The sequence below is a fragment of the Pandoraea sp. NPDC090278 genome, from assembly GCF_044772185.1.
GTDB lineage: Bacteria > Pseudomonadota > Gammaproteobacteria > Burkholderiales > Burkholderiaceae > Pandoraea.
In genome coordinates this window covers 330,790-356,205 of record NZ_JBIVYJ010000002.1, presented here as the reverse complement: position 1 = coordinate 356,205, position 25,416 = coordinate 330,790, and the positions used below count along the sequence as shown (strand labels likewise).

General features: G+C 54.7%; 17 protein-coding genes and 1 pseudogene. 8 read left to right on the top strand and 10 right to left on the bottom strand.

Features of this window, described 5'->3' with window-relative positions; translation table 11 throughout:
- The 3 genes from ACIQWO_RS09935 to ACIQWO_RS09925 are packed head-to-tail and all read left to right on the top strand — an operon-like array spanning window position 1 to window position 2,006.
- Entirely contained in the window at window positions 1-300 is a 300-nt protein-coding gene (locus tag ACIQWO_RS09935) for a hypothetical protein (RefSeq protein WP_402822644.1), read from the top strand.
- On the top strand, window positions 284-1,102 hold the full coding sequence (locus ACIQWO_RS09930; protein ID WP_402822641.1) for a hypothetical protein: 819 nt from the start codon (window positions 284-286) through the stop codon (window positions 1,100-1,102). Before ACIQWO_RS09935 ends, ACIQWO_RS09930 begins: the two co-directional genes overlap by 17 nt.
- 55 nt (window positions 1,103-1,157) lie before the next feature.
- Window positions 1,158-2,006, top strand: a complete 849-nt coding sequence (locus tag ACIQWO_RS09925) for an alpha/beta fold hydrolase (protein ID WP_402822638.1) — start codon at window positions 1,158-1,160, stop codon at window positions 2,004-2,006.
- A gap of 118 nt (window positions 2,007-2,124) precedes the next feature.
- On the opposite strand, the gene ACIQWO_RS09920 is transcribed toward ACIQWO_RS09925, so the two are convergent.
- Complete coding sequence (locus ACIQWO_RS09920; RefSeq protein WP_402822635.1) at window positions 2,125-2,667, bottom strand: hypothetical protein; 543 nt, start codon at window positions 2,665-2,667, stop codon at window positions 2,125-2,127.
- A gap of 712 nt (window positions 2,668-3,379) precedes the next feature.
- Window positions 3,380-9,808: an NACHT domain-containing protein gene (locus ACIQWO_RS09915; protein WP_402822632.1), complete on the bottom strand. Its 6,429-nt coding sequence runs from the start codon at window positions 9,806-9,808 to the stop codon at window positions 3,380-3,382.
- Window positions 9,809-10,051: 243 nt separating this feature from the next.
- On the opposite strand from ACIQWO_RS09915, the gene ACIQWO_RS09910 reads away from it, so the two are divergent.
- Window positions 10,052-11,788: a metallophosphoesterase family protein gene (locus ACIQWO_RS09910; RefSeq protein ID WP_402822629.1), complete on the top strand. Its 1,737-nt coding sequence runs from the start codon at window positions 10,052-10,054 to the stop codon at window positions 11,786-11,788.
- Between the two features lie 742 nt (window positions 11,789-12,530).
- Here ACIQWO_RS09910 and ACIQWO_RS09905 read toward each other — a convergent pair.
- The 8 genes and pseudogenes from ACIQWO_RS09905 to ACIQWO_RS09870 form a co-directional block, all read right to left on the bottom strand.
- Window positions 12,531-13,268 (bottom strand): hypothetical protein, encoded by a 738-nt coding sequence (locus ACIQWO_RS09905; protein WP_402822626.1) that lies wholly within the window; start codon window positions 13,266-13,268, stop codon window positions 12,531-12,533.
- Window positions 13,216-14,628, bottom strand: a complete 1,413-nt coding sequence (locus ACIQWO_RS09900) for a TniQ family protein (RefSeq protein WP_402823898.1) — start codon at window positions 14,626-14,628, stop codon at window positions 13,216-13,218. The genes ACIQWO_RS09905 and ACIQWO_RS09900 overlap by 53 nt, the downstream gene beginning before the upstream one ends.
- Window positions 14,600-15,550: a hypothetical protein gene (locus tag ACIQWO_RS09895; RefSeq protein WP_402823971.1), complete on the bottom strand. Its 951-nt coding sequence runs from the start codon at window positions 15,548-15,550 to the stop codon at window positions 14,600-14,602. The genes ACIQWO_RS09900 and ACIQWO_RS09895 overlap by 29 nt, the downstream gene beginning before the upstream one ends.
- Before the next feature lie 147 nt (window positions 15,551-15,697).
- Window positions 15,698-16,084 (bottom strand): annotated as a pseudogene (locus tag ACIQWO_RS09890) (TniQ family protein); the annotation flags it as partial.
- Window positions 16,074-17,087 (bottom strand): TniB family NTP-binding protein, encoded by a 1,014-nt coding sequence (locus ACIQWO_RS09885; RefSeq protein WP_402822623.1) that lies wholly within the window; start codon window positions 17,085-17,087, stop codon window positions 16,074-16,076. The pseudogene ACIQWO_RS09890 and the gene ACIQWO_RS09885, both read right to left, overlap by 11 nt.
- Entirely contained in the window at window positions 17,080-19,161 is a 2,082-nt protein-coding gene (locus ACIQWO_RS09880) for a Mu transposase C-terminal domain-containing protein (RefSeq protein ID WP_402822620.1), read from the bottom strand. Before ACIQWO_RS09880 ends, ACIQWO_RS09885 begins: the two co-directional genes overlap by 8 nt.
- A complete protein-coding gene (locus tag ACIQWO_RS09875; protein WP_402822617.1) occupies window positions 19,142-19,840 on the bottom strand; it encodes a TnsA endonuclease N-terminal domain-containing protein in 699 nt (232 codons plus the stop codon). The genes ACIQWO_RS09880 and ACIQWO_RS09875 overlap by 20 nt, the downstream gene beginning before the upstream one ends.
- A gap of 300 nt (window positions 19,841-20,140) precedes the next feature.
- On the bottom strand, window positions 20,141-20,587 hold the full coding sequence (locus ACIQWO_RS09870; protein WP_402822614.1) for a helix-turn-helix domain-containing protein: 447 nt from the start codon (window positions 20,585-20,587) through the stop codon (window positions 20,141-20,143).
- Window positions 20,588-21,424: 837 nt separating this feature from the next.
- Between ACIQWO_RS09870 and ACIQWO_RS09865 the strand changes: the two genes are divergently transcribed.
- From ACIQWO_RS09865 to ACIQWO_RS09850, 4 genes are all read left to right on the top strand, one after another.
- A complete protein-coding gene (locus ACIQWO_RS09865) occupies window positions 21,425-21,682 on the top strand; it encodes a hypothetical protein (protein WP_402822611.1) in 258 nt (85 codons plus the stop codon).
- A gap of 32 nt (window positions 21,683-21,714) precedes the next feature.
- Entirely contained in the window at window positions 21,715-22,020 is a 306-nt protein-coding gene (locus ACIQWO_RS09860; RefSeq protein WP_039373237.1) for a helix-turn-helix domain-containing protein, read from the top strand.
- A gap of 46 nt (window positions 22,021-22,066) precedes the next feature.
- Window positions 22,067-23,026, top strand: a complete 960-nt coding sequence (locus ACIQWO_RS09855; protein WP_402822606.1) for a reverse transcriptase family protein — start codon at window positions 22,067-22,069, stop codon at window positions 23,024-23,026.
- Window positions 23,027-23,242: 216 nt separating this feature from the next.
- A complete protein-coding gene (locus ACIQWO_RS09850; RefSeq protein ID WP_402822603.1) occupies window positions 23,243-25,336 on the top strand; it encodes an AAA family ATPase in 2,094 nt (697 codons plus the stop codon).
- Window positions 25,337-25,416: the final 80 nt, after the last annotated feature.

Sequence of the window (25,416 nt, the reverse complement as noted above, 5' to 3'; positions counted from 1 at the left end):
ATGAGCGCTCCACGACGTCCTCCTGTTGAGTTGCACCGGTTGATCAGTGAACTCGTGCGAAATCCCGAGCTGGTGGCTCGCTTGCGCGAGGCTCCGGATCAGGTACACGAAGCATTCGGTGTTCCGGAGGATCAGCGTGTGCAACTGAACGCTGATCCGCGCAAGGCCCTCCGCGATCTTGAGGTGCACCCCAACTTGCAGTTCAAGTATCTCGGCGCACGCGGCCTGTTGAAACTCGCACCGGCGTCGATTTCCCCTTTTCTTGAGAAGCGAGGTCATGGCAATGGGTCGGATTGTTAGTGCGGCCGCGACGTCCCATACGTTCGGTGTATCCGAAGGGGTTGAAGCGCAGGCGCAACGTATCTTCGACGGCATCGATCGGATCGGCGAAGCGATCCGCGCATCGAAGCCCGATGTGCTGCTCATCGCCACCAGCGATCACCTCGTGAACTTCTCGCTGGACGCTCAGATTCCCATTGCCGTGGGCATCTCGGATGAATGGATGCCGTACGGGGATCTGGGTGTTCCCCGCGAAGCGTTCCCCGGGCATCGCGAGTTTTCCACCGAACTCGTGGCCTTCGCGGCCAAGCATGCGTTCGATCTGACGGCCGTCGAGAACGTGAGACCCGACCATGGGCTGGCGATGCCGAATGCCATCGTCAATCGTGATCTGGACATCCCGGTGGTACCCGTCTACATCAATACAGTCATGACACCGGCACCGACATGCGCGCGTAGTTATGCGCTCGGTAAGACGGTACGGGCATTTGTCGAGCAGGCGCGTCCTGACGCGGAACGCGTTGCGATTCTGGCGACCGGCGGACTCTCGCATTGGATTTGCTTGCCGGATTCCGGACGCGTCAATGCACTCTGGGACTTGAGTCTGATGGAGAAGGTCGTCTCGGGGCGAGGGAAAGAACTCGCAGCGTTGTCGTTCGATTCGATCATGAAAGACGGTGGAAACGGTGGGCTGGAAATGGCGACGTGGGCGTTCATGGCCGGGGCCGTCGGGGAGTGCACAGGGAAGTTGGTCTACTACGAGGAAATGACAGCGTGGTGGACCGGAATGGGGGGCGTTCTCATGGAGATGGATGCGTCCTGAGTCTCGCCGACATCGGCGACTGAATCTATCCGAACATTTGAAATAAGGTTTGCTAATGAGCTATCCCAAACTGCCTGCTGACATTCAGGCTGCCAGTCGTTTTGTCGACGTGGACGGCATTCGAACTCACTATCTCGATATCGGCCACGGCGATCCGCTGATCCTGATTCATGGCGGTGGTGCAGGGGCCGATTGCTGGGGCAACTGGAGAGGTTGCCTTGACGCGTATTCGAAGCGCTATCGCGTGCTGGCGTACGACATGCCGGGGTTTGGCCGGACGGATAAGCCGTCGCCGGAAACGTATGCGTACACACAGGAAAACCGCAATCTGCATTTGCGTGGATTTATCGAAGCGCTGGGTCTTGGCGCGGTTCGGGTGATCGGAAATTCGATGGGTGGGGCGACGGCGCTGGGTCTTGCGATCACGTCCCCTGAGCGGGTGAAGAAGCTGGTGCTGATGGGGAGTGCCGGGCTGAACATCGCCAATCCCGATCCGTCGTACATCAAGAATTTGCAGGCTTACGACTACACGCTGGAGGCCATGCAGCGGATCATGCGTGCGATGGTGGGCTCGCGACACGTCGTCGATCCGGAGATCGTTCAGTACCGTCACGAAATCATGCAGAACGAGGATGCCCGGCAGGCGATACAGCACATCACCCGTAACAAGCTGACGTACGAGCGCGAGCAGATCGCGTCGGTGAAAACGCCGACGTTGGTCGTGGGCGGCAAGGAAGATAAGGTGGCGGTGCTGGCAAGAACGTACGGGTATCTGGAGTTGCTAGAGAATTCGTGGGGATTCGTGGTACCTCATGTAGGCCACTGGGTCATGATCGAAGCCCCACGAGAGTTCGCTGCGGTCACGCTTAATTTCCTGCAGGACGATGCGTTTGGTGAGGGGTGATTGCCTCGCGTCTGAATGACGTCTGCAATGAAAAATGCCCCATAGGTTTTCGGCTTGTGGGGCGTTTTCTTTGGTGGTTCTTTTATCGGCGGGACATCATTTGTTAGCCGAACTTCGCTCAGTCTTCTTTCGACTTCTCGCCGCGCTTGCAAATGGACCCATCGGTGTGCGCTACGGTAAGACCAGGCACTAGTCCGCGCTTGATGGTTTCACCGGTTGGCTCGGTTAAGACCAACTTGATCTCGTGGTCACCATCGAGCCACACATTGGAAGTCGTCCGCCATTCCCAGTCCCCCGCAGGATTCTTGATGGACTCATTCTTTGCGGTCACCGTTGGATCGCCGAACTGTGTTGTCAGCGCATTCTTTTCGTCGGCATAGCGCTTGTCGGACAACTCCAGTGTCTTAGAGACGGAATACAACCTCGCATCGCAAAACGTCGCAACGTACGTCGTCATAGACGCTGAGTCAGGATCGCGTCGAAGAATGAACGTTGCTGTCGGCTTCTCGTCAAGAATGTCTCCGCGAGCCCGTGCCTCGTTCAGCACCTGCGCTTTGCTCGCCCCGCTCGCGAACCCCCACACCTCGAACGCCATAGCCGTTGGTACAGCGAGGATCAAACTGGCCGCGATGATGGTCAGTGTGCGTATGTGTATTCCCATGCGGATCCCACTCTCGATTAGTAAAGAAAAACGCCCGGACAGGCCGGGCGTTTTTCAGTCGCACTTACTCTGGCGCCCTACGACAGGTGCAGGGACCGAAAATTCGCTAGACTGCGCCCCCTTATGAAACAGGCAGTTACTCACGAATTCTGTCACATATTTTCGCCTGCTTGACCGAATTAGTAAGATTTGCCTGATTTGTGTCGCGAAATCGTTAGATTGCTCCGCCAGCCCCCGTGGCCCGCCGAAATTCGCGGCTCGATCGATCAATCTGACCACCCGAACAAGTGATCGCCATTAAGATACGCATCCCCGTGCAATGCGCTGTTCGCGTATCGGATCCTGATCGACCCACTACGGGTCGACATAAGGCGCAGGTCGGCCTGAGTAAAATCTCGCCCGACCTCGCCCTGGATCACCCCGTCTGCGACGAGCGACTGAAGTGTCCAAGCCTGCCACCCGCAGCGGGCGTGCTTTGACGCAAACCTTATCGCTACGCCCGCAGTCAGGTATAGCCGGGTCGCAACATCCATGTAACGAATCTCCATCACATCGTCGTAGTGCAAGTCGCTCACGTCACCGAGTGCTCGTCGAAAGTGGTCGATGGTAACTACGAGGTTCTTCGAGTTTTCCATAGTTGTCGCTAGCTTCATGGTCGCCGCTTTCGTGAAATTCAGACAATTCGCTTGCAGCAATGAATTGCCCAACACGTCTAGTCTTGCTTTGAGGCATTGGTTGCTGGCCAAAACTCCAGCGTGCCGTCATCAGCTCTTAACCCCAAGAAAACGGATTTGACGCCTTCTGATGGGTCATAGTCACGCGACGATCCGTACTTGCATAGCTTCACCGTAAAAACGAGATTGCGGTCGAGGTCGGACAGCGTTGCGTCCAGCCATCCCGGAGAGGCCCATAGCATTTCACCATCATCTTGATAGCGGGAACGGTGATCGCTGGAGTCAGGCTTCCAATTTCCCCACACTTGGCTCCTTAAAGCTAGGCGTCCATCTCTTGCGCGCCATTCAGGACTTCCCGGCTCATTCAGCAGCGACAGGCTCTTCGTGATGTCAATACCGAGACGCGGTCGTCTTGCCGGCCCCTTGGCGGCCATCTCATCACCCTCATCTATACCAAGCCTGTGTGCTTCAGGTGCCCACACAAATGGAGCAAAAGGATTGTCTTTTCGATAGCGGCGATCGTAATACCCGTCGTCCCAGAACTCCGGTAACCAAAAATCATGTTCTTTTCGCTTCGCAAAGGCCCTGCAGCGACCTGCGACATCCTTTCGCGCTGTCAGCGCAGACGTGAACCGTACGCTTACTCCGTCAGGAGACGACCAAGTCCCATACAACGGAAACAGTGCGTCAGTGTTGGCCCCGCAAAAACCTAATTTGCGCAGTATCACGTCCTGATCTTGCAGTGTTTCCTGTTTGGCGACTCTCTGACCTAGTAGATACTCCTTCGCCTGTTGAGGAACTGCATCCTTATGGTCGGACAGCCATGAACCGTCATCGAATGTGACGTCAAAGCGATCGCGCCACTCGAGCCAAGGTGAGTTATCTTGGTCTTCGTAGCTTCGAACGACCGTTGGCATCGTCCTTAACAGGTTGGTAGCAACGCTAAGCAGCGCATGTCTCTGAATATGCTCTCGATAGGACTCATATCGCTCTCCTTGGTCTCGCCAGTGTCGCCTGCTGCCTGGGAAATCGTTCATTGAAGTGGTCTTCGGCCATTTGCGCTTTATCTCTGTCGCGATAGCGTCTTCAATCGTTCCTGTGGAAACGTTGAATATGCGAGCGAGGCCACCGATCTCGTTTTTCGTGAACTCGTAGTCGAATCGGATATCCGATGTCCGCGTCACCTCACCTGGGTAGTCGTCGCTGATGGCAACGCCATACGCAGGTTGGTTGATTTCACGGAGCAGAGCCCCCAACTCCTCATCGTGAGGCTCTTCACCTCCAATGTGGCTCAGGCACCTCGCAAGGTGAACTTTATTTATGACGTGCAGATCAGGTCTCTGTGCGAGAGCGCGTAGCTTGTTTCGAAGTGTGCCCATGGTCTCTCCATGGTGCAAAGCAACTCGCGCCAATCCCATCAGCAACCATTGCTGGGAATTCTGAAACGACAGTTTCCTGTCGGTCGAAGCCAAGGTCGGGGATTCAGTTTGGTCAAACCGATCAACTAACAGAGATAGGTCTTCGTTGAGTCCTAGCTCAACCAGCGTCTTCAAGCCCCTAGAAACGGTCCAACGAACGTAGGCGTCATCGTCGCCAAGAAGATGCCATATGACGTCCACGATAAACGCTGAGTCGCTCGTCGAGATTTCCTGGTGCTGCCGAAATGGGCCCTCTCCGATCTCATCAGCAATGCGAGCCGCCGGGCCGGAAAGTAGTGACTCTAATGCACAAAGTCCCGTTTTAGCATCAGCTACTTCGCATAATGCAGTAGCAAGTTGGAGCCACTCATTTCCATCGAGGTCGACCTCGTCGGCAGCAACCTTACGGAGAACGAGCTGCAGCACAAACCTCTGATCGTTGCAGAGATCCGACAGTCGACGGATATCGCGCGTCACGTCGGAGAACTGTCCTTCGAACAGTTCCGGACTCTTGCACTCGAACAGACGCACAACCAACACCTTTGCCTCTGAGACCAGATGCTTGGATGAATCAATCCAAGCAGTGAAGCAACCCGAGAGGATTTCTAATGACTGAGCGAAACTCAGCTCAGACGCACTACAGATCGCGGATAAAAAGGGCAGCCGCTTTGAGTACGGGCAAGTGACACGCAGCTTGTTAATAAATTGTTGTCGAGCAGAGTAGCTCAGCTTGTCGTCGGAGGCTATGGTTCTTAGGTGTTCATCAATCGAACTTTCCGAAGTGGGATCGCAGGCGGAAGCCAATGCGGCGATGACGCTCTCAACCTCGGCCTCACTTCGCTTTGAGGATTTGCTTGCCAGGAAGTCCGACGACGAGTTACTTCGACTACGAGACTCTTCCTGATTACGCCGAGCAACAGCACAGAGTCGCTCAATCTCTTCACGCACTTCAGTGGTGGTTACACTTGGATACTTATTGCTCGCTTCTAGGAGCCCCTCCCAAAGCGCGGGCCAACCACCGGACGGGTACTCACCACGCCATTTCTCGAAGATCGCCAGAAAAATCCGCCGTTGGTTCCCGGCATCGGTCAGCCCGAGCAAGTCGGCAACCCCGTCGGCAGTGCGCCAATCCCACCATCCGTGTTCCTCACAAATCGTGAGAACAAATGCCGCGCGGCGTGGATCAAGCTTGCCATTCTTGGCAAGAAAACATACAAGCTGCGGCAATCCATAAGACAGGTCTGCGACGTCTTGATCATGCCAGCGCACCAACTTGGCTATTGCTGGGAGGCCAATGGAGGTGGCAGCCGCTCGCGCGAACAACGTCCATCCAAACTTCCTGGCATCGTATTGCACCAACGTTTGGCAAAGGTTCATTAGCCGTTGCGCCAACGCGGGCTTTAAAAAACCACCTTGCTGGGCACATGAGAAATGAAGCAGTGCGTAGATTTGGTCGTAGCTTTCTCCACCTATCTGGTCTAACTCGGCCAGTCCCTCCCGATAGTACTCTCGGGCCTCATTGATACTCATGTGGACCAGGGATTCTGCTAACTTTATGTAGGAGGCGCCACGTCCTCCGACGTCGTCATCTCTGCGAATCTGCTCCGCGACGTGACGTGCGAACTTTCCCGCGAGCTCATGGAGCGCAGGTCGCCGGGCCAACTGCCCCAATACGTCAATCTTCTGCGGGACGAAGAAGTGCCCTGTAGAGATCAGGCCAATAAGTACCTCGGCTTGAGCGACCGATACTTCGCGTGCATGGTTCAGCAGAACACCCATACAACCCAGCCCTAAAGTGCGGACTAACGAATCCGCGGCACTATCTGTTCGCCAGTGCACATCTCGACGCAAAAGTTTTTCCCAGACGTCCAAAAAGTCGGAAACCGAAACGAAACGTCCATTGAGGACCGCATCTTCGATTGGCTTGGTTAATGCTCGCGCCACGTCGATACCATGGCTAATGTCCCTGCAGACTCGCTCGTCGAATCTCGCCTCGAGCTGCTTTTTACCTCTCTTCTTGGAATTTCCAGTAGATGAGGTTTTGCGAAGCTTCTGCAAAAACGTCGCCAGCTCAGCTCCAGTCGTGATGGACTTTGCCAGCTTGGTAACCTTCACGCCGTCGGGCAGGAGATCGTGATAGGCGACCGGCCTCTTAGCAGACCAAGCACGAATGCAGGCTCGGAGGATTGGAGGCCAAGCTCTGGACAGACCGTAACGCTCGCCATAGTCGTAAGCGGACGGACGTGCACGAGACGCATTTCCGATAATCGCGGCAGCGGAGGTTCGCGAACCGTAGAAGAGCGCAGCCAATGCCGCTAACTCGGTGGGATTTGCACTCTCCTGTTCGTTCTCAGTGGAGAAGCCCTCGTTGGTCCGGTCTTCGTCGGGAGGGAACTTCGCGATCTTCTGCGCAAGTACTTTCGCGTTCTTTCCATCGACGTATCGACAACGCGCGAGCATCCATAGTCTCAGCGATCGCGTGTCGCAGTTATTGCTGACGGCGAACGAAGTCAAGTCCTTCAGCACGGTTGTCTCGTTTGCTTGGTCAAACAATTCCAGCAACCTCAGGAGCTCATAACAAGCGGACAGCGAAAAGCGTTCATTCCGCCTAGCCAGATTGCGATTGACTGATTCAAACCGCCCTTGAACCGATTGCTGGAAGAGCACCGCTACGTAGTCTTCCATCTCCGGACCAGATTGGTCCCGCCGGAATCCGTCTCGCCGCTGTGAGGCATTCCAGTTAATCCAGCGAATGGTACTTTCGCACTGTATCTGCGCCTCTTCGGCATCGCCCGCAAATTGGTGCGCGACCGTCAGCCGCGCACTTCTTGCACCACGCCACCCGGAACGATCCGATGCAAGACGGCGATAGGAGTCGGCGTCCCCAAGTACGATCGCAAGAGCGGGCGAGCTTCGAATAAACTCATCTCCTCGCATGTTTGCAGCGGCAGACTGAGACAGTCGCATGCTGAGTTCAAGTGCCCTATCGAAGTCATCCTCCGCGACCGCTAACCGAAAGGCTGCTCTAAGACGCGCAAGCGCTAGTCGGCGGCGACCGAAATCCGACTGTACTGACGCTGGAAAACTAGTTGAATCAGCGAGTGCGAATGCCCTGTCGCTATCCTTGATCACGACTAGGAAGTGCGGCAGTGCCTCGGCGGCGTAGGTTGACGTTGCCTGCGATGACAGAAGGCGGTCAGCAATGCTTTTTTGAGCTAATGACCGATCAGAGTAAGTCTCCCGAACGTATGTTTCGGTTGGCTCGTCTCGGAAAATCGCACCGTGCGACGTGATCTCAAGCATTGGGGCCAAATCCGATGCCGCAGACTTGACCTGCGCAGCAGACCACCCAAGCGCGTTCGCTAGCTCTTCCAGCGGGATCGGCGGTGGAAGGAGTGACAGTGCAACAAAAAACTCGGTTATTTCCGAATCAGGCCACCCTGCAATATGAAGATCCGAGACAATCTTGGTGCAACGCTGGGCGATAATCTCCCGAACGGAGATCGGGAGATCCGAAGTTGTTCCGATAACATTTGTGTCCCACGTTTGAACAAGGTAGTCGAGGACGCGTGCGTTGCGGCCGGAGCGCGCTAACGCTGTGGTGATCTCCGCGTAAGAAGCACTGGGCTTACGTTCTTTAAGGAATTCGCACGCCTCTGAATCGGTGAATGGCCCAAGCGCCAGCTCATTCACCCTAGCGGAACCGATAACTGCCCCTTTTCGGTGGGGGCGCGCTGTGAACAACAGCTTTACGCCCTCGATCGGATCTTCGTCGACGGTAGACAGTAGAAGCCTAGGAAATGCAGCTTCATGACGATAGTCGGCCTCAAGCTGAGCATTGTCGGCCGCATCGATAATAATAAGCAGCGCCTGCTTTTTTGATTGAGTTCGAATTGCCAGCGCAGCTTGTTCCAGTCGCCTGCGTGCCGCCTTCATGATTTTTCGATTATCATCGCCGCCCGGTAGCATCGGGTCACATAACGTTCGCGATGCCAGTTCGTTGACGATCTGAACCAACCCTATTCTGGGAAGATGACGGGAGTGATTCTCAGAGCGGTATGAACCACCACCAAAGCAATCAAAAACAACGACCTCAAACTCACTCGCCATTTTTTCGGCAAGGCTTTGGATGAGCACCGTCTTACCCACCCCGCCATCGGCGTGGACAACAACGGGTATCTCTGAAGTCTCGATCAAACCCGAAACGACTGAGAGTTCAGCCCGCTCGACGACCGCACCGACGTCGATAAACCGTGTATCCGCGGGGAAAAGATCCTCCGGCTCACAATCAAGTGCATCCAGGACATCTTCTCGCCGAATCAGATTCTTGCCTTGGCCGCTCGGGCTTGCCTTCTTCAAGACAAGGTCCTGGAGCTCATGGAGGCGGATTCTAGCCTCAGAATCAGCGCCAGCGGACCAGTCAGTAAGCGTCCGCTTCAACGCATTATCCAGCCCGGCAACGCGCTTCTCGCCAGCCTGAAATACTGTCCGCGAAAAGAGGCGCATTGAGTCTGACAGGCCGCTATCTTTACACCACTTTTTGAGATTTTGGGCCTGATTGGCCGCCTCGCGATCGGAAGGCGTTGTTCCCTCTACAAGTGACCTGATCGCTTCCCAAAGACTTTCAGTAAATTCCGCGTTAGTGACGAAAACGAATGAGATCTTCTTGTCGACCTCATCAGGCGCGGAGTTACCCTCGTACCCTAAGATCGAGCTAGAAAATTTCTCGACTGTCTTTTTAAGATAAGCAGCTGTAACAGCTTCTTCGCGAATTTTGTACTTGAATTGAATCGTTTCGAGCCGATCGCAGGACCGAAAATTGTCCCCGCTGCCATAGTAAAGAACAAGGTCGGCGACCTCCTCGGCCTTCACCCCCGGGTCTACGGTCTCGGTTGATGAAATCCCCTCCACGGCGATCGCAAACAGATCGTCATTCGGAAAGACCAACTGCAAGGCGCGCCTAGCAGTCCATCGCTCGTGGAACGTGTGACCGGCACGTGACGCGCGGACTGTGTCGATTTCGGTAACGGCTTTCGCTTTCTTTCCCATCTTCCCCAACGACGTTCGATCTTTTGATTACGCTATCTTAATTGGATCAGCTGTACTCGCAAACGAAGAGGTCTCATGCTCCAGATCATCCCAACTGGCCCACAACTTATCTTTAAGAAGGTTCCCTCGACGTATGACTTGGCTCGCTACTTGCGAGGAGCCATCGATCGCTGTTAGCCAGTATCAAACCCGCCCGTCTTTGATACGATCTGCAGAATCCGCTGTCAACCAAACGAGGTAATTTTGAACTCCGAATGGATATTACTACTTCAAAAGACTTCCAACCCCACCGAGCTAGAGACCACATCGGCGTTCAAGCGCTTGATAGGAGTGGTTCTTTTCGGCACCGCAATCTACTTGTGGCTCACATCGGCGGCGTTATACGTGTTCAGCATAGTCGCGGCACTCGGCTCGACGACCGCAAGCCCACATGTGCCCATGAGGTGGCTGGATTTTTTCATCATCGGCATCACCTCGCTGCTTTTTATTATTACATCATCTAATTGGAACAGGATCCCCGAGATGCTCCGATATTTCGGAAAGCGTCTTGAGGATTTTGTTGGACGTGCACTCGTTGTTGGGCATGCGCTCTGTCACGCAATAATTCCTGATCATATGTGGTATGCAAGAAAATTCATTGGTTGGCTAGCCTCATTCTTTGCGCTCATATTCATTGTTATAGCTTTTAGATTTGCGGTTGCGCTCGCCCCTGAGATTCCGCGCAGCATCGATACTGGCATTGCACTTTCGCATTTCACAAGTCCGCAGATGTTTCTGTTTACCCTTGTGTTACTCGTCGCCACAACCTTTTCTATCTTATTGTTCCGTTTCGGCTTCTCTCGCAAATGGAGAATGATCTTTGCGAAGCCAAAGTGCGATGAAATCAAGAAATTCTCCGCCTTCGACCATGATAATTATTCAAAATTCAGGGTCGTTCATGCTTCTGATCTACACGTAACCGCGAGCCAAGAAGCGGGCCTTATTGAAACCGGACAACCGATATCCGACGATGTCGTTCGTAAAGTATTGACGTCGATAGAGCGAGATGCCTCGGATTGCGATGCAGTTCTCATGACCGGTGATATCACGGACGACGGATCTGCGGCTGCCTGGGAGCGGTTCTTGACGCTTTGCCCGTCGAGCCTCCATGGCAACCTGATCTTGATTCCGGGCAACCACGACCTCAACCTTCAACAGGGCGCTAAAGCTGACACAAGACCACTCCGGCGAAAGCTGAATTGGCTTCTCAGTGTGCCAAGAATGAAAGCGGAACGGTTCAGTAATTTTGGTCGCGGCTTGCGTCAAATTCGCGCAATGTGTGTCATGACTGAACTAATGGGAGACCGTGCGCTTCTAGTCGACCAGCGGACAAATCGCGTCGTGACCCTCGCAGACTATTCACGAAGTCACCTTGCGTCTATTAATGCGCATATCAGCAGTACTCCGGGCCCCCAAACCCCCATGTCCGAGATTTGGAGTGGCATGTTCCCGCTGGTGGTCAAATCTGGAACCCACGACGTTGGCATGATTTTGCTCGATAGCGTAAAGCCAGCTTCCGTGAACGCCACTAATGCAATCGGTGCAGCACCATCCGATGCAATTTCTCGCTGCGAAACGTTGATGGCCGCTACCTCAGACACGTTCAAGTGCTTTGCAGTCGCCGTGCACCATCATCTCGCTGTTCCGAAAAGTAGCAGCCTCGCAACGCGATTCAAGGCCGCTTTCCTCGTGTTCGAAAACGCCATTGAGTTGGTTGAGATGCTAGTAAAGCGAGGCGAGCCTTCCGTCGTCCTTCATGGTCATCGACACCAGGAATATCTAGGCATCGTGCAGGACAGCGATGTAGCAGTCGTCGCGAGCGCCTCCGCTACAGTAGGTCCTCACGGAGTTGCTGATGGAAGTTGGAGGATAGTCGAGTTGGCCGTAAGCAAAGGTGCGTGCCGATTATTGACTCCGCCCGCTCGACGAAACCTGGCATGAAAAAGCGACGCGCTAGGGCTCCGCTCTATCGAGTAGGACGAGGACGCCGCCTATTTAGCGATAGGCGGCATCGCTGACCATGCGCCGGCTGTCGGTGAAGTGCGCGGATTTGTATTGGTCGCACGACGGAAGAGACTTCGTAGGGTAATAAACCTGTGGCAATTTGGGGTCTCTCGCGAGAGCTACCAATCAGGTCACAACCGGACGAAAGGGATAACAACCGCACTCTATCGGAAATCTTGTCCTCGAGAACTCGTCCTGCTCTTGCCTCACCTACATGCCGTTCTGTTCGCTCTCGCATCATGCAAAGCGTGATGCCGCCCCCCGTTTTTTTTAAAATACTCCTCTCTGCACCGGTGGTCGATCATCTGGGAAATTAGCTTTTCCTTCCATCCAGCAGGCCGCCCGCCGACTAGTCGCCACAGAAGCTCAACATCAACTGGATGGTCGTAGCAAATTACGGGGCGCTGCTTCTGTCCCTCGAAACTGTGCATCCACGTTCGAACGGCACCGCCCAAAGCTACAAGCGACATCATTTGCGCAGGCACCGTTCCCAGTTGCGGCAATACGTTAGCTAGTACGAATGAGCTACAGCGCTCTATCGGAATATCGTTCGATTCGCCGTAAAATTCCCGGCCATCCTCCGCGACCATCCCTAGGCTAACAAGCTCTGGTGCAGCTATGTCAGTGAATTCGGTGTCTATGTATATTCGACATTCCCATGGATGAAGTGTGCCCATGATCAGCGCGGCCCCGATGTTCGGTCAAACAATTGGTTGATAAGTTCGGTGATGATTTCGAACGTCCTCAAGACGGAAGAACTATCCAAATGACTCGAGCCGTGGGCATATTCATTTCGAATTTCAGGAAGCGTCTCGATGAACGTGCCAATCCAATCTTCGGCGAAATCCTCGCGCGGCAGCTCTGCGCGCGAATAATCGAGCTGTATGGATTTCAACCCCAAATCCTTCATCTGCTGAATCGCTTGAACATCTACTCGTCGCTTCGCACGTGCCTTCGCCCACTTTTCAGCCCACTGAAATCGATCATTAGCTATCGCACCTTGCTTCAAGGCTTCATTCAGCCACGCCTTCAACCCGCGCGGTCGCTTTGCACCTCTTGACGCTGAGCGAGAAGCATCGTCTTCCAGTCTTGTTCGAAGAGCGAACTCAAGCGAGGCCAACGCTTGCTGCTCCGCTACCGGATAGAAGCGATAAACAAACCACGCGTAAACGTAGAGATTCTTGGCCGTTTCAAAGTGGATATGAACCGCCGTCGGAACCCTGCTGGAGAGATTGAAGACAGCCATGTCGGCAATTTGATCTGCAGATGTGGCGAGACGAAGTTCCCCGGTGCTTGTATCTTTGCGCAAAGAACACGCGTTACGACTGTCGGCTTCGCAGAGCGTGTCCAGTGACCTCGTCAATTCACACGAATTCAATGCCGTAGGGGTGGCGCCCTCTGGATCGTTCCCGCTCATTATTCCTCCACTGCGAATGGGTATGACACGACGGAATGGGGTTGGAGAGCTGCGCCCCTAACTCCGCGATCTCTTGTCTATCAAATTGCCATACCGCTGAGCCATCCACGGAGGGACCTCGAATCGCGTTCATCATGCCTGAGCGTATGAGTGCATAAGCGTGCTTCCGCGAGATGCCAAGAACCCCTCGCACTTCGATCAGCGTCATCCGCTGCGCCCCTGCATTACGTAGCTGTTCAACGCTTAGCTTGCTTACTGTGCCCCAGGTCCTACCAGTTGGAGATACGTGGGTTTGTCCCTCGAGCCTTCCTTCTTCTATTAGCGCTCGAACAGTATCCCGTCCAACTCTTAGTAACTTCGCCGCTACTGTGATGGGAAGCCACGCGTGCTCGCGTCTTGTGGCTAGAGACATGCGACGGTTCCGTCCCGCTAATTGCCCCACCCATTCGCGTCCTACGAACGTCTCGAACTCTCTGCGCAGAAAATCGAACTGACTGGCACCGAACCGACGATAAAGCGCGGTATAAAAGTACCCGAACCTTGCCGACAGGCGACTAGGCGTGCCATTGACGGCGGCACGGTTACCGATTTCTCGAAGCAGTCCATAAAACCCATTGGGCCAATCGATCAATACGTGCCCAGCTCCATTTGCCACACCCAGAGCAACCGCCACATCGTACAAATTTGCCACCTTCGTGGGCTTTGTTCCCTTGGGGGATAGGTAGGTACCGAACTGAACGCAGAGGTCAAACAGATCGACAAGGGAAAGCGCCTGAACGTCCGGCTGTCGGTACCTCAGAGAGCTAGCTGCTTTAGGAGACATCGCGTAGGCTAAATAGGCCCCTATTGCGACAGACTCATCGGAGGCGTGCTCTGGTTCCACCTCCGTCAACGTATGACCACAATCACACTCGGAAACATGGCGACGCTTCCACGTTAGAGCACGATGACAACCAGGACAAGAATCGCGTAACAAGACCCGGTGCGCCGAGCAAGCGACCATCAATGTCAAGTCCCATACTGCGCGCCAATAAGGCGCCTGAGCGAGGCAGATTGGGCAATAACGCGGTCTTCGTCCATTCCAGCACTTCGAATCAACGCCCCCACAGTCAGGAATCTGGAGGTTCCGAAAGTGCGTCACCTGCCCGCGAGTTGCTGACAATGACAGCCCACCAAGCAGGCTCTCTACCTTTACGCGGCTACCACCGCAATTCTGGGAAGAGACCAAGAAATCGAGATCGCACAACGATGCAAGCCCATTGCATTCGGCGAGCCGAAGCAAATAGCCGATCATACTTTCATCGCGCATCGGCGCTGGACGCACAAGGAGCCTAGCCACGGCTCCGCCTTGCGAGTTCATCGAGCTCAGTTCGTCGGACATAACACCCATCCAGCCTTGCCGTACCTTTGGTGTCTCTGAACAGGGATATGCGAGCGGCGGCAGCCGCCCTTAGAATTTGCAACAGTAAACCCTTCCTTCGCACAGACAACTGGCTCAGCGGCAGCATATCGTCGAAGTCCGTGATATAGGTGCTGGCGTTAGTCAGCCAAGTACGGAATCGCTCAACTTCGGTCGACAACATGTTCCGTCTTTCGTCGTCAACTTTGAGGAAACCACCATTGACAAGCGCACCTCGTTGGATCGCCGTGGCCCCAATCAGGACTTCCACTTCTCGATTGTCGTAAAGCACGATGTTCGCGGCGCGCACGCCCTTGATGAAGCGCCCCAGCGGCAGAAAATTCCGCCGTTTTTTGCCCGCTGATGAACGCACGTGCGCAGCGTGTGGCAGTTCAAGGCCGAGCACCCCGTCCTCCCCAGACACCAGTCGGTTCGGATTGACGACGAGACCGCATCCGTCGCTATACACAACCAGCGAATGGCCGTAACCCTCAATTAAGTTGATCATGAAGTCGGGTAGGGTGAGCTCTCCACGGCGATACCTTAGGAATCGCGCCGGTATCTTGGCGCGCAAGTGTCGCGATGCGAAAAGTAGCGGACCGCCAGGGTCACACAGGGCCTGAGTGCTGCTGTTCAACTCCATTTCTGCACCCCGGGGCCATTGAGTGAACCATCTTACCGCCAGCAAGGTGGCACGCTTTTCGGCGTCCAGGTTCGCCTTTATTCGTGGGCTGACGCGAGGTTCGCCATCAACAAAAATGGCGAAGAAGCTCGCGACGGCTAACCAGTCGATGGCACTCATTTGCCGGGCTTCCAAGCAAAAATGCTGCTCATCTACGAAATTCGCCGCGTCTGAACCCACAATAGCGGCAGAGATCAGCATGCTGATGAGTACAGCCTGATGGGGAGCCGCAGTGGTCTTGGCTTGCCCGAACTCGAACCCGCATGCGCAGATCGTCGACCCGGGACGATCCCATCCCACCAACGCACAGCAACGTTGGCAACGTTCCAGAAGCCAGAGTCCGTGCGACTCACAAACGGCGAGCGCACGAAAATTCCATAGAGCCCTGAAGATCCCTCGCTCCCGGACACACGCCGGACAATACGCCACGTGCGGGTCACGAAAGAAATTGCGGCGCGCGTGGTCCTTAGCGTGCCCCGCAAAACCGTGAACGCGTCGATGACGTAGGCTGATTTCCCTCATGACGGATTCGTCCACGTCCAGCGCGCCTGAAACTGCTGCCCGTTCACTTGGGCGCTCAAGCGCGGCGGTGAGATATCGGACCAAGCTCCCGAGCGCTTTCCTACCCGTGAAGCCGTTCGCCTCGCCAAGGCGCATGAAGTAACTCAGTACGTGCTCGTCATCCGCCGGACGCGGCCGGCGGACAAAGCGACGGCCACCGATTTCAGACGGCATAACCACCGAAGGGCTCCCCAACGTGCGTCAGAGGCCTCATGATGAAGCGAGGATGAAATGGGTTATTGTTCCCCCGTGCTTCGGGCCAAACGGACTCGACAAATGCGTGCGCGAGCACCTCCCGGTCGATGCTCGAACGCTTCTCGTCCAATGCGATCTCCACCGACGTGCTCACAAGCGTCATGATGTAACCAATCAGGCCATACGTCGCATAGTGAATTCGGTCCAACATGTCGCCATCCTCCACCAAATCCGGTGACGGCATCACCGGGACGTTGGCCCAGATGGAGCGCATTAGACCATCAAAGATGCGTCTGGCACGTTTCTCAGAATTACCGAAGGGTTCGAGTGCGATGTGTCGCGAAAAACGCCGGCGTAGTTGCTCGTTACTCTGAAGAATGCGACGACATCGCCCCAGTCCCATTAGGACGAACGGCACTTTCGTGATGTTCACCAGATGCTTTAGCCAGTCCGCAACCCGAGTCTCGATCTTCTCACTCGAGTGGTCGATGAAATGCTGGAACTCATCGAGAACCACCAGTTCGACCTTGCAGTTTTTGAATAACGTCACAATCCGCGAGGTCATCGCTTCAGCAGAACCCCGGGTAAATAACGGATCGCCTAGCTCCCAAAGCACGCGTTCAGCAACATTTTTTATTGTCGGTTGCGCAGGCAACTCAAGATGCAATACCGGAATTTCCGTCCCCTCAGGGGTCTCCCGGCGAGGATGATGCCGCGCGTACTCTTTGCGAAGCGTGGACTTGCCACTGCCCGAAACGCCGGTAATTAACAGGCAGCCGGGCTCCTCGAGCGCAAACCGCCCCATGCGGTGGCATCGTTGAATCGCCGCAATTCCTGCAGCGAATGCCGGGTGTTCGATCAGTGTGCCCCGAACTCCGGCCACGATCTCCGTTATTCCGATCGCGGACGAAGACATCGACGCGATTTCGCTCGAACTGACCCGACTCGGCGGCTGCGCCCCTGCTCTAATGACGTCACTCATGACAAGTGCCTCCTGTGGGGTGCCGGGCCTCCGACGGGATTGTGCTCGCCGCCGCCCGTGCAGGTGGCACTCCATTCGTGCCGCGACGAACAGGGAAAAGCGGGACCTCGTGATCGTGCGCGAGGTCTTCCGTCGGTTCATGCGGCGCAGACGGCTCATCGGATTCGAGCTCCAGCGGCAGGTTTTGCTGTCGCGCCTCCGCCTGTTGCACCATGAGCTCCCGCTCATGCTTGGGCAGCGTTTTTCTTCGGTCCTTGCCCCGCAAAGCCCGGCCCGCGTCCATGGCTTTTTCCGTGTCAGCGCGCAAGTCTGCTTTCGCGGCGAGCAAAGCGTGTCGCATCGGCGAGGCCGCGTAGTCCCGACGTGCCTTGGACCGTATCCATCGGTGTTGCTCCACACTGACGCCATCCGCATAGCCTGGCATGGTGGATCGCGCTTCAAGATATCGTTTTGACTGATCATCAAAAACAAAAATGGCGCCCAAGTCATCAGGATCGGTCCTGACGGATACCTCAATGTTGCCGCATCGTCGCCTGAGCTCTTGCAGCGCTGCCGAGTTGTACTGTAAGGAATGGACCTCGATCCCGTTCTTCGTCAGGTGCCGGCGGCTGCAATTCCCGAGGTAAGCATTCACGACATCGGCGGATTTGGGCAGGCGTGGGGGAAACTTTTGTATTCCCTCATCCCACCTCTGGCTAGGTGTGCTTTGAATTGCCCGATGGAAAGTCACCGAGTAGACATCGACGATCCAGCGGTGAACGATTTCCTGCAGAGATTCGAGCGTGAGCGCCGCAGTGGCGCCAGAGTCGTACACATGCCGCTTGTCGTAGGTCGCGAATGTCGTTCCAGGCTGCAAGTGAACGAAGCCATAGTTCAGCGTTTTCAGGAAGCGCTCAACGCGGCCTTTCATCTGCGGGGATCTCGTCGGGCAATAGACCACGTGCGCGCCAAGCTCAGCGCATGCCGCCTCCAAATCGTGGGCGTGAAACTCAAGCCCGTTGTCGCACACCAGTTGATGGATGAGTCCGTACGCTTTCCATTCACCGTTGACCTTGGGGAAGCGCTCCTTCACATCGACTTTGGGCAGGATTGCGTGCTTCAGGCATCGAAGGACCGAACGAACGCTCGGATTGCGAAATGAAATATGGATACCAACGATCATCCTTGAGTACCCATCGATCATCACCGTGATCCAAGGTCGCCCCAGAAGCAGTCCGGTCTCAGCGTCAACGACCAGGATGTCCAGCGGCGTATGATCGACCTCGACGCGCTCCAGCGGATACGTACATGCCGGGCCTTTTCCGTAGACGCGCACCGCATCCTGCGCATATCGCTGCCCATAGCGGGCCTTGAGAATCGCATATCGGTCAATGCGAGAGAGTGCCTGGCGCAACATCCGATGCGTAACGTCAGGAAGCGCCTGCGTGGGAGCCCGTCGTCGGTTTTCCTGCTCAATCCTCAACTGAATCCAATCCCGAGTCTCTCGTAGCGACTCTCGCTGCGGCGTGAGGTAAATCTTCTCAATCCCCTCCTCAATGAGCTCCGATAGTGCCTCGGGCAACGACGTCGGGCGCCGGCCCCGCAGTTCATGCTTGTCGATGAGCGAACGCACATCAAACCGTGCCCAGACCCACTTCGATCTCCAGCGGTAAAAGCTCTGTATCGATGGCGGCATTGCACCGCCCGACTGCGCGCCAAGCCCCGTCCACACGCTCCTGAGCATTTGCGCCAGCACGGGCCGCGAGACCCCGAGCCGACCGTCGGGACAAATCGCGTTCAGGTATCGCCATTTTCGTAGTGCGCTTTGCTGGAGCGCCAACGGAAAATCCGCGAGGCTTCGCTCAAGCGTCACTTCGGTCGCAGCGCCGCTCATGCCGAACGCGAGCTCGTCACGCGTGATGAATCTCAACCGCCCTTGTGCGAAGTGCTGGAGAAGGGTGTACACCGGGTAGGTGGTGCGATGTGCGTCAGTCGCGCCGACCACGTGAACCACCTCGTCAATCACGTGTTCAACCAAGAAAGCCGTTTCCTCGAGCGCGATCATCTCACCGACTTTAAAGGAATAAGGCTGCATCGTCGCCCTCCTCAAAGGCCCTCAAGCGCGTCGTGCCGGTGATTTCTTCGTCCAGAGAACAGACGATTTCGCGTGATGCCAGTCGATGTAATATCGCCCGCCCTGATGCTCCGGCGTTAAGCACTTGCGCAATTGTGCGGTTTTCCATGCTCGACGGTGCTACCGCATCCACCGTTCCATCCAACCAATTTTCATAACGAATGCGCAACAGGTGCTTGATCTGCTTGAGCCGGACGGTGTTTCGTATCTGCTCGTCACACAGAATCACGAATTTTTCTTGCTGGTTACCGAATACCTCCGCGAGTCGCTCGAACTTCTCTCTGTTCGCAGGCGCTTGTAGTATGTCCGCTGGCTTCACTTCGACCAGCCAGCGTTGTCCGTCGGCCCAATCAACCGCAAAGTCAGGCGTGTACGTGCGCGAGCGACCTCGTAGCTGATATCGAATCGTTTTCGGCTGTTCGACGAAGCTCGTCACACCACGCGCAAATTCAAATAGGTGTAGGCAGTCAAACTCGAGAAGGCTTTCACACCGGATAAGCCGCTGGTTTTTGGGTGAGAAGAATTTCGCCCGAAAACCTCGACCGGACGGAGTAACAGGATTGCGCGCTGGAGCGCGATTGTGTGACGAGGAGGAAAGGATACTGCGGCTAGTGCCGGCCTCTCTAGGTTCAATGTCCATGTCCGCACCTACGACAGAATCCGCGCGCGTCGCATAAAACGCGGGGGTTCGTTGAAGACGAAACTTGGAACCAGCCAATGCCGATGTCGGCCACGTCGTGTTCACAACGTCAGCTACCGATATGCCGGAATTCAGGCGACATAGTGACCACACGCGGACACGTACGGTTCGCGCGCTTTCCATGTTCCGACGAAAAAGCGGCTTGACTGTCGCGAGTCGGCGATTGATACTAAAGGCGCTAACCGGGTTAGTGTCGTTCGCTAACTCGCAACGGGACAGGCCGCGAGGTTTGTCCCGTTTTTACATTGGCGCCTCCTCTTTTACTCGGCGTTTGATGCGTGACGGCTGATAAGTGGGCTGCATCCGTATCTCCTCGTCGAGCCCGGCGATTTTCCGTATCGCCACGATTTGTCCAGGCGACAATCTCCCAAGCTTCCGAGCAAGTTCTGCGTACATCCTGTACTCGTCGGTGGGCAAATCCGGAATCAATTGAATGCTCGTCGGAGAATCCGACATCTCCCTTTCCAAGTGCGCAATTTCGTCTTGCGAAAGCCGAAGCGCACTAGCAAAGCGAAGAAGGAAATCCTGAGATGGATTTTTGCGACCAACCTCTACGCTTGAGATGTGTGACGCGTCATATCCAAGCCGAGCAGCAAGCTCCTGCTGTCGAAGGCCAGCTCTCAATCGAAGCGTCTTAAGGTGGATACCGATCGGCGTTGACATCGTGAAATGCTTGCGGGCGGTCATAAGTGTTACCAACGTTAGACCAAAGGTGAAACCGAGTCAATGCGCAAGTTATTGATTAAAAAGAAGTATTTTTATTTCACTTTGCCACAAGAATGATTTCCTACGTTGGAAATCTGTGGTGGCGGGAAGTACGGTAAGCGTGCAGCGAATACATACGCGAGCGGGCACCGTGGTATCCAAGCTGGATCTGTCAGTCTCAGAGCGCCCCAATGAGGCGCAAGCAAACTCAGGCGTCCACCTATGTGCCAGACCAGACAAGTAGCTTGCGTCAAGGTTGCGCCAATGTGAAAACTGCTCGCACCCGTTGCATTTCGACGTGATGCCTTACCAAAACCGCCAAAAATTGACTGCCAGATAATTTTTATTGACTTTGGTGGGCATTCCACTATTATTTGCGCTGGGAGGAGTAGAACTGCTCCGGTGCTCTTTAACAGGTCGATTTCGTAATTCCTCAAGTGGTAGCGAGGTAGTGCCGCTTCGTCCTTTGGACGGGGTACCCGCTATGCGGGCAATTTTCGTGAGGCCTTCGGACTAACGCGCCGTCTCATTGTCGAACCGAGACGTATCGCGCCGTATCGCACGAAACGAGGCCGAGCCGCTGTCTGCGATTCGGGCGTCAATACTTGGCTCCGGAGCTCAGTGCATGCTGTCGGAACTTAGCTTCCGCGCGTGTCCTCTCCGATACCGGGTGGATTCTTGGAAGCTGTAGGCAATGTTCGGTATCTCAAAAGCTGTGTTGTGGAAGCTAATTGGAATGTGGTTCGTGGTGCTCTAACTCTCTCCGTTCGGTTACCTGCTTGTGGAAGCTGGGCATGTGCCCTGCAACGGAGAATCTCCATGAAATCAGACCATTTGAAGTACTGCATCGATGTGCTCAACGCGCTTCGTCAGAGCAAGCACCAAGAGTTAAGCACCAGCGTCAATGAAGAGTTGAAGGCACTCGTTGAGGAATTGGAACGTTGCCTGCAAGATAGGGAAGATGAAGTTGAAGTGCCGCGTCACCTGCGCATGCGCGCGTTGGAACTTATCGTTCAAGCCGCAGGTATCGTGAGTAACTTGGCAGCTCTCATTCACCAATTCTTCAACCCGAGTTGACGCAGCGAACCATTTTTTCCAAGGGTTAGAAAATGAATTTGGGCCGCGCAATCACGCTTTGTCGCAAGCAGCGTGGGTGGAACCAAGCGCAGCTTGCGGAGAAGGCCGAGATTTCTGTGTCGTACCTTTCGCTCCTAGAACAAAACAAGCGTAAGGACCCAACGTTATCGGTTATTCAGAAAATCGCTGAAGCGTTGGCTGTACCATCAGGTATTCTGTTTTTCCTCGCAGCCGATCAAACAGAACTCGCTGGGCTGCCACTTGACCTTCAAGAGAAGCTTTCCTTCACTGCACTCCAGTTGTTGAATGAAGAGCCTTCAGAACAAGCCCTTTTATAGAAACGCGCCTATAAAGAGTGTGGGCGCGCTTGCTCGGACATTGCTTTTGACCGAGCCTCAATTGCTTCAACTCGCCCGTAACGCGTCTCGCATGTACAGAAAAGTGCCCGTACCTAAAAAGGATGGCTCGACGCGGTACACATGGGATGCTCAGAAGCAACTGAAAGAAGTTCACGGACACATTAACAGCAGGATCTTCCACCGGACGATGTTTCCCCTATTCCTTCAGGGTGGAATTCGTGACCGGCTCCATCCTCGCGACTATGTTCGTAATGCCGAAATCCACGTTGACCCCACAATCCTCGTGACGCTGGATATCGCTGACTTTTTTCCAAGCACCTCCGATTCGGCAGTAATGGACATTTGGTCCAAATTTTTTCGTTTTTCTCCTGCGGTTGCGAAGTTGCTCACCATGCTCACAACCAAAGACGGGTTCCTTCCTCAAGGCGCGAGGACCAGTAGTTATCTCGCAAATCTTGTGTTTTTTTCAGACGAGCATGATCTAGTCGCTCGATTGGAAAGGCAGGGATGGCGATACTCTCGCTTGGTTGATGACATCACAATATCGAAGCAACAACGAGTAAATAGCGACGAAGTGACGGAGACGAATCGAATGCTGTTCGCGTTTGTCAACAGGCATGGCTATTCCGTCAAACGCCCCAAGCATGATGTTCAACGAAGCAACGCACGGACGTCCGTCAACGGCCTTGTGGTGAATAAGAAGGTCTCGTTGCCGAAACCTCAACGTCGAAGCATCTCCTCTCTGCTCCATCGCACAAACCTGGCTATCTCCATCGGTGAGGAGTCCACAATGCCTGTGAGCAGAGTTAGGGGACAAGCCGCTATGGTGAAACGTATGCACCCGGAGTTGGGCGAGAAGATGCTGGAGAGGTTGAAGCAGTCCCTCTCCGTAGGGGCAAGGCGACCGGCAGTCATGCCAGATGATCAGGAGGCGTCTCTGCCAAACCGGAGACAAACAAAACAAAAAAATAGTCCGGGCACGTAACGTCTCTGGCCCGTATAGCGTGAAGATCGAGCTCGACCGTTCCGGACATGAAACAGCTCATCGACACGACGATGCCGTATTCCTACAGCCGGCTGTGGTGGGCTCCTCCCCGGATGGGGTAGCCCGTATCATCGGCTAGGCACACCGATTACTGTAACCAATTGGTCGCACGGACTTCAGTTTCGCAAACGAATAAGCAATCTCAACGGGGGCAGGATGAAGTTGATCAAATACCGGGTAACGAATTTCCGCTCTGTGAAGGACAGCGGCGATATTGAAGCTGGTGACGTTGCCGCACTAATCGGTGTAAACGAGTCTGGAAAAACGAACTTGCTGCTTCCCCTTTGGAAGCTCAATCCCGCCCGTGAAGGCGAGATTCAGCCGACATCAGACTACCCGAAGACCATGTTCGCGGATGTGCGTGACAAACCGGGGCGGTTTCGGTTCATCAGTGCCGACTTTGATGCAACGTCTCTCAGCGCCAGATTGGTCGAAAGCACGAATCTGGATGCTTCACAACTTAAAATCGTGCGTGTCGACAGGTACTTTGACGGGCAATACGAGATCTCGTTTCCTCTGTATATTCCCGAGACGACCGTCACCGCTCTGGACATGAGGCACGAGTTGACGTCCTTATCCACAGCTCTTAAACAGACCGAGGCGCTCAAAAGCGAAGAGTCTCTTAAGCTAACACTTGTCGACGCTGTTCACGAGCTGATCGACTCCATTAGCCAAGACTGGACTGCACAGGACTTGGATACAGCCATTGAGTTACTGAATAGGTTATTGCCAGAACAACCAGCTAAAACGTCGACAATCGTCCCTCGCGTCCAGCAAACCATCGACGTCTTAACCGGCCGCTTGTCCCAAATCCGGTCACCCGCTCCAGAGAACATCGACGGAGTCCTGAACCTTGTCCTGAACGCGCTCCCCAAATTTGTCTATTACTCCAATTATGGAAATCTGGACTCCGAGATTTATCTCCCCCATGTAGTCCAGAATCTGGAAAGAAAAGATCTGGGCGCCAAGGAAACGGCGAAAGCTCGAACCCTCCGCGTGCTATTCAGCTTCGTTCGGCTTCAGCCCAAGGAAATTCTTGAACTCGGTCGTGATTTCAAAGACCCCAGCAATCAAAACCGGCAGCCAACCCAAGACGAGATCGCGAAGATCGCCGAGCGCAAGCGAGAGCGATCCATCCTGTTACAGTCTGCGGGCACAACTTTGACCAAAGAGTTCAAGTCGTGGTGGAAACAAGGCGACTACCGCTTCCGCTTCGAGGCAGACGGCGATCATTTTCGCATCTGGGTATCGGACGATCGACGTCCGGAGGAAGTGGAACTTGAGAATCGCAGTACTGGATTGCAGTGGTTCCTAAGCTTCTATCTCGTGTTCTTGGTTGAAAGCCAAGGTGATCACGAAGGTGCCATCCTTCTGCTCGATGAGCCGGGCCTATCCCTTCATCCTCTCGCGCAGCGCGATCTATCCGCCTTCTTCGATGGGCTGGCTAACACCAATCAAATCATCTATACGACGCATTCGCCATTTCTCGTTGATCCCGACCGCTTAGATCGAGTACGAAAAGTTTATGTCGCTTCAGATGGCTCGACTGAGTCCTCGCCAAATCTACGTCAGTCGGGGGCCGACCCAGCGCAAGCTGGCGCTGCGTATGCTGTGTATTCGGCACTCAATCTGAATGTCGCCGAGAGCTTGCTTCTAGGGTGCCTGCCGATCGTCGTGGAAGGTGCGTCTGATCAGCACTATCTCACGATGATCAAGGCTCTCCTCATTGGCGCAGGAAAGATTAAACCTCGTAGAGAATTGGTGTTTCCACCCGCAGGTGGAACCAAAACACTCCGGATCACTGCCAGCATCCTGACTGGTCGAGATGAGACTCTGCCGGTCGTTTTGCTAGATGGTGATCACATGGGCACTAAGTTGGCCGCAGAGCTTCGTAGTAGCCTCTATAACCTCGAGGAGGCGAAGGTCATATCAACAGACGAATTCGTCGATTTCCAAGGGTCGGAGCTGGAGGACTTGATTCCTCACCAGCGCTTTGTAGATGGTGTGGACCGCGTCTTTCGTGCTGCGGAGCAAACCTTCTCGGATGCCGCCTTGAAAGGTAAGCCCATCGTGCCTCAGGTGGAAGCTTGGGCCAAGCGTGAAGGCATTGAGCTCACGCTTGGTTGGAAGGTGGAGGTTGCGAAGCGTGTGAAGACCGTCTCGCTGTCCAAGGGGATCTCGGACATAGATATTGATTTGATTGAGCGATGGGTACGACTCTTTGCCAAGTTTGAGCCCTCCGTCGACTGACATGTCGCAGTTGGCGCGATTACGGGATCACGCATCGTTACTGTGAGGCTGACTAACCTGTTTCGTGCACCTACATAATT

Coding starts and splice junctions, on each gene's coding strand:
- ACIQWO_RS09935 (WP_402822644.1), top strand. CDS start 1: ATGAGCGCTCCACGACGTCCTCCTGTTGAGTTGCACCGGTTGATCAGT.
- ACIQWO_RS09930 (WP_402822641.1), top strand. CDS start 284: ATGGGTCGGATTGTTAGTGCGGCCGCGACGTCCCATACGTTCGGTGTA.
- ACIQWO_RS09925 (WP_402822638.1), top strand. CDS start 1,158: ATGAGCTATCCCAAACTGCCTGCTGACATTCAGGCTGCCAGTCGTTTT.
- ACIQWO_RS09920 (WP_402822635.1), bottom strand. CDS start 2,667: ATGGGAATACACATACGCACACTGACCATCATCGCGGCCAGTTTGATC.
- ACIQWO_RS09915 (WP_402822632.1), bottom strand. CDS start 9,808: ATGGGAAAGAAAGCGAAAGCCGTTACCGAAATCGACACAGTCCGCGCG.
- ACIQWO_RS09905 (WP_402822626.1), bottom strand. CDS start 13,268: ATGAGCGGGAACGATCCAGAGGGCGCCACCCCTACGGCATTGAATTCG.
- ACIQWO_RS09900 (WP_402823898.1), bottom strand. CDS start 14,628: ATGAACTCGCAAGGCGGAGCCGTGGCTAGGCTCCTTGTGCGTCCAGCG.
- ACIQWO_RS09895 (WP_402823971.1), bottom strand. CDS start 15,550: ATGCTGATCTCTGCCGCTATTGTGGGTTCAGACGCGGCGAATTTCGTA.
- ACIQWO_RS09885 (WP_402822623.1), bottom strand. CDS start 17,087: ATGAGTGACGTCATTAGAGCAGGGGCGCAGCCGCCGAGTCGGGTCAGT.
- ACIQWO_RS09880 (WP_402822620.1), bottom strand. CDS start 19,161: ATGCAGCCTTATTCCTTTAAAGTCGGTGAGATGATCGCGCTCGAGGAA.
- ACIQWO_RS09875 (WP_402822617.1), bottom strand. CDS start 19,840: ATGGACATTGAACCTAGAGAGGCCGGCACTAGCCGCAGTATCCTTTCC.
- ACIQWO_RS09870 (WP_402822614.1), bottom strand. CDS start 20,587: ATGACCGCCCGCAAGCATTTCACGATGTCAACGCCGATCGGTATCCAC.
- ACIQWO_RS09865 (WP_402822611.1), top strand. CDS start 21,425: ATGAAATCAGACCATTTGAAGTACTGCATCGATGTGCTCAACGCGCTT.
- ACIQWO_RS09860 (WP_039373237.1), top strand. CDS start 21,715: ATGAATTTGGGCCGCGCAATCACGCTTTGTCGCAAGCAGCGTGGGTGG.
- ACIQWO_RS09850 (WP_402822603.1), top strand. CDS start 23,243: ATGAAGTTGATCAAATACCGGGTAACGAATTTCCGCTCTGTGAAGGAC.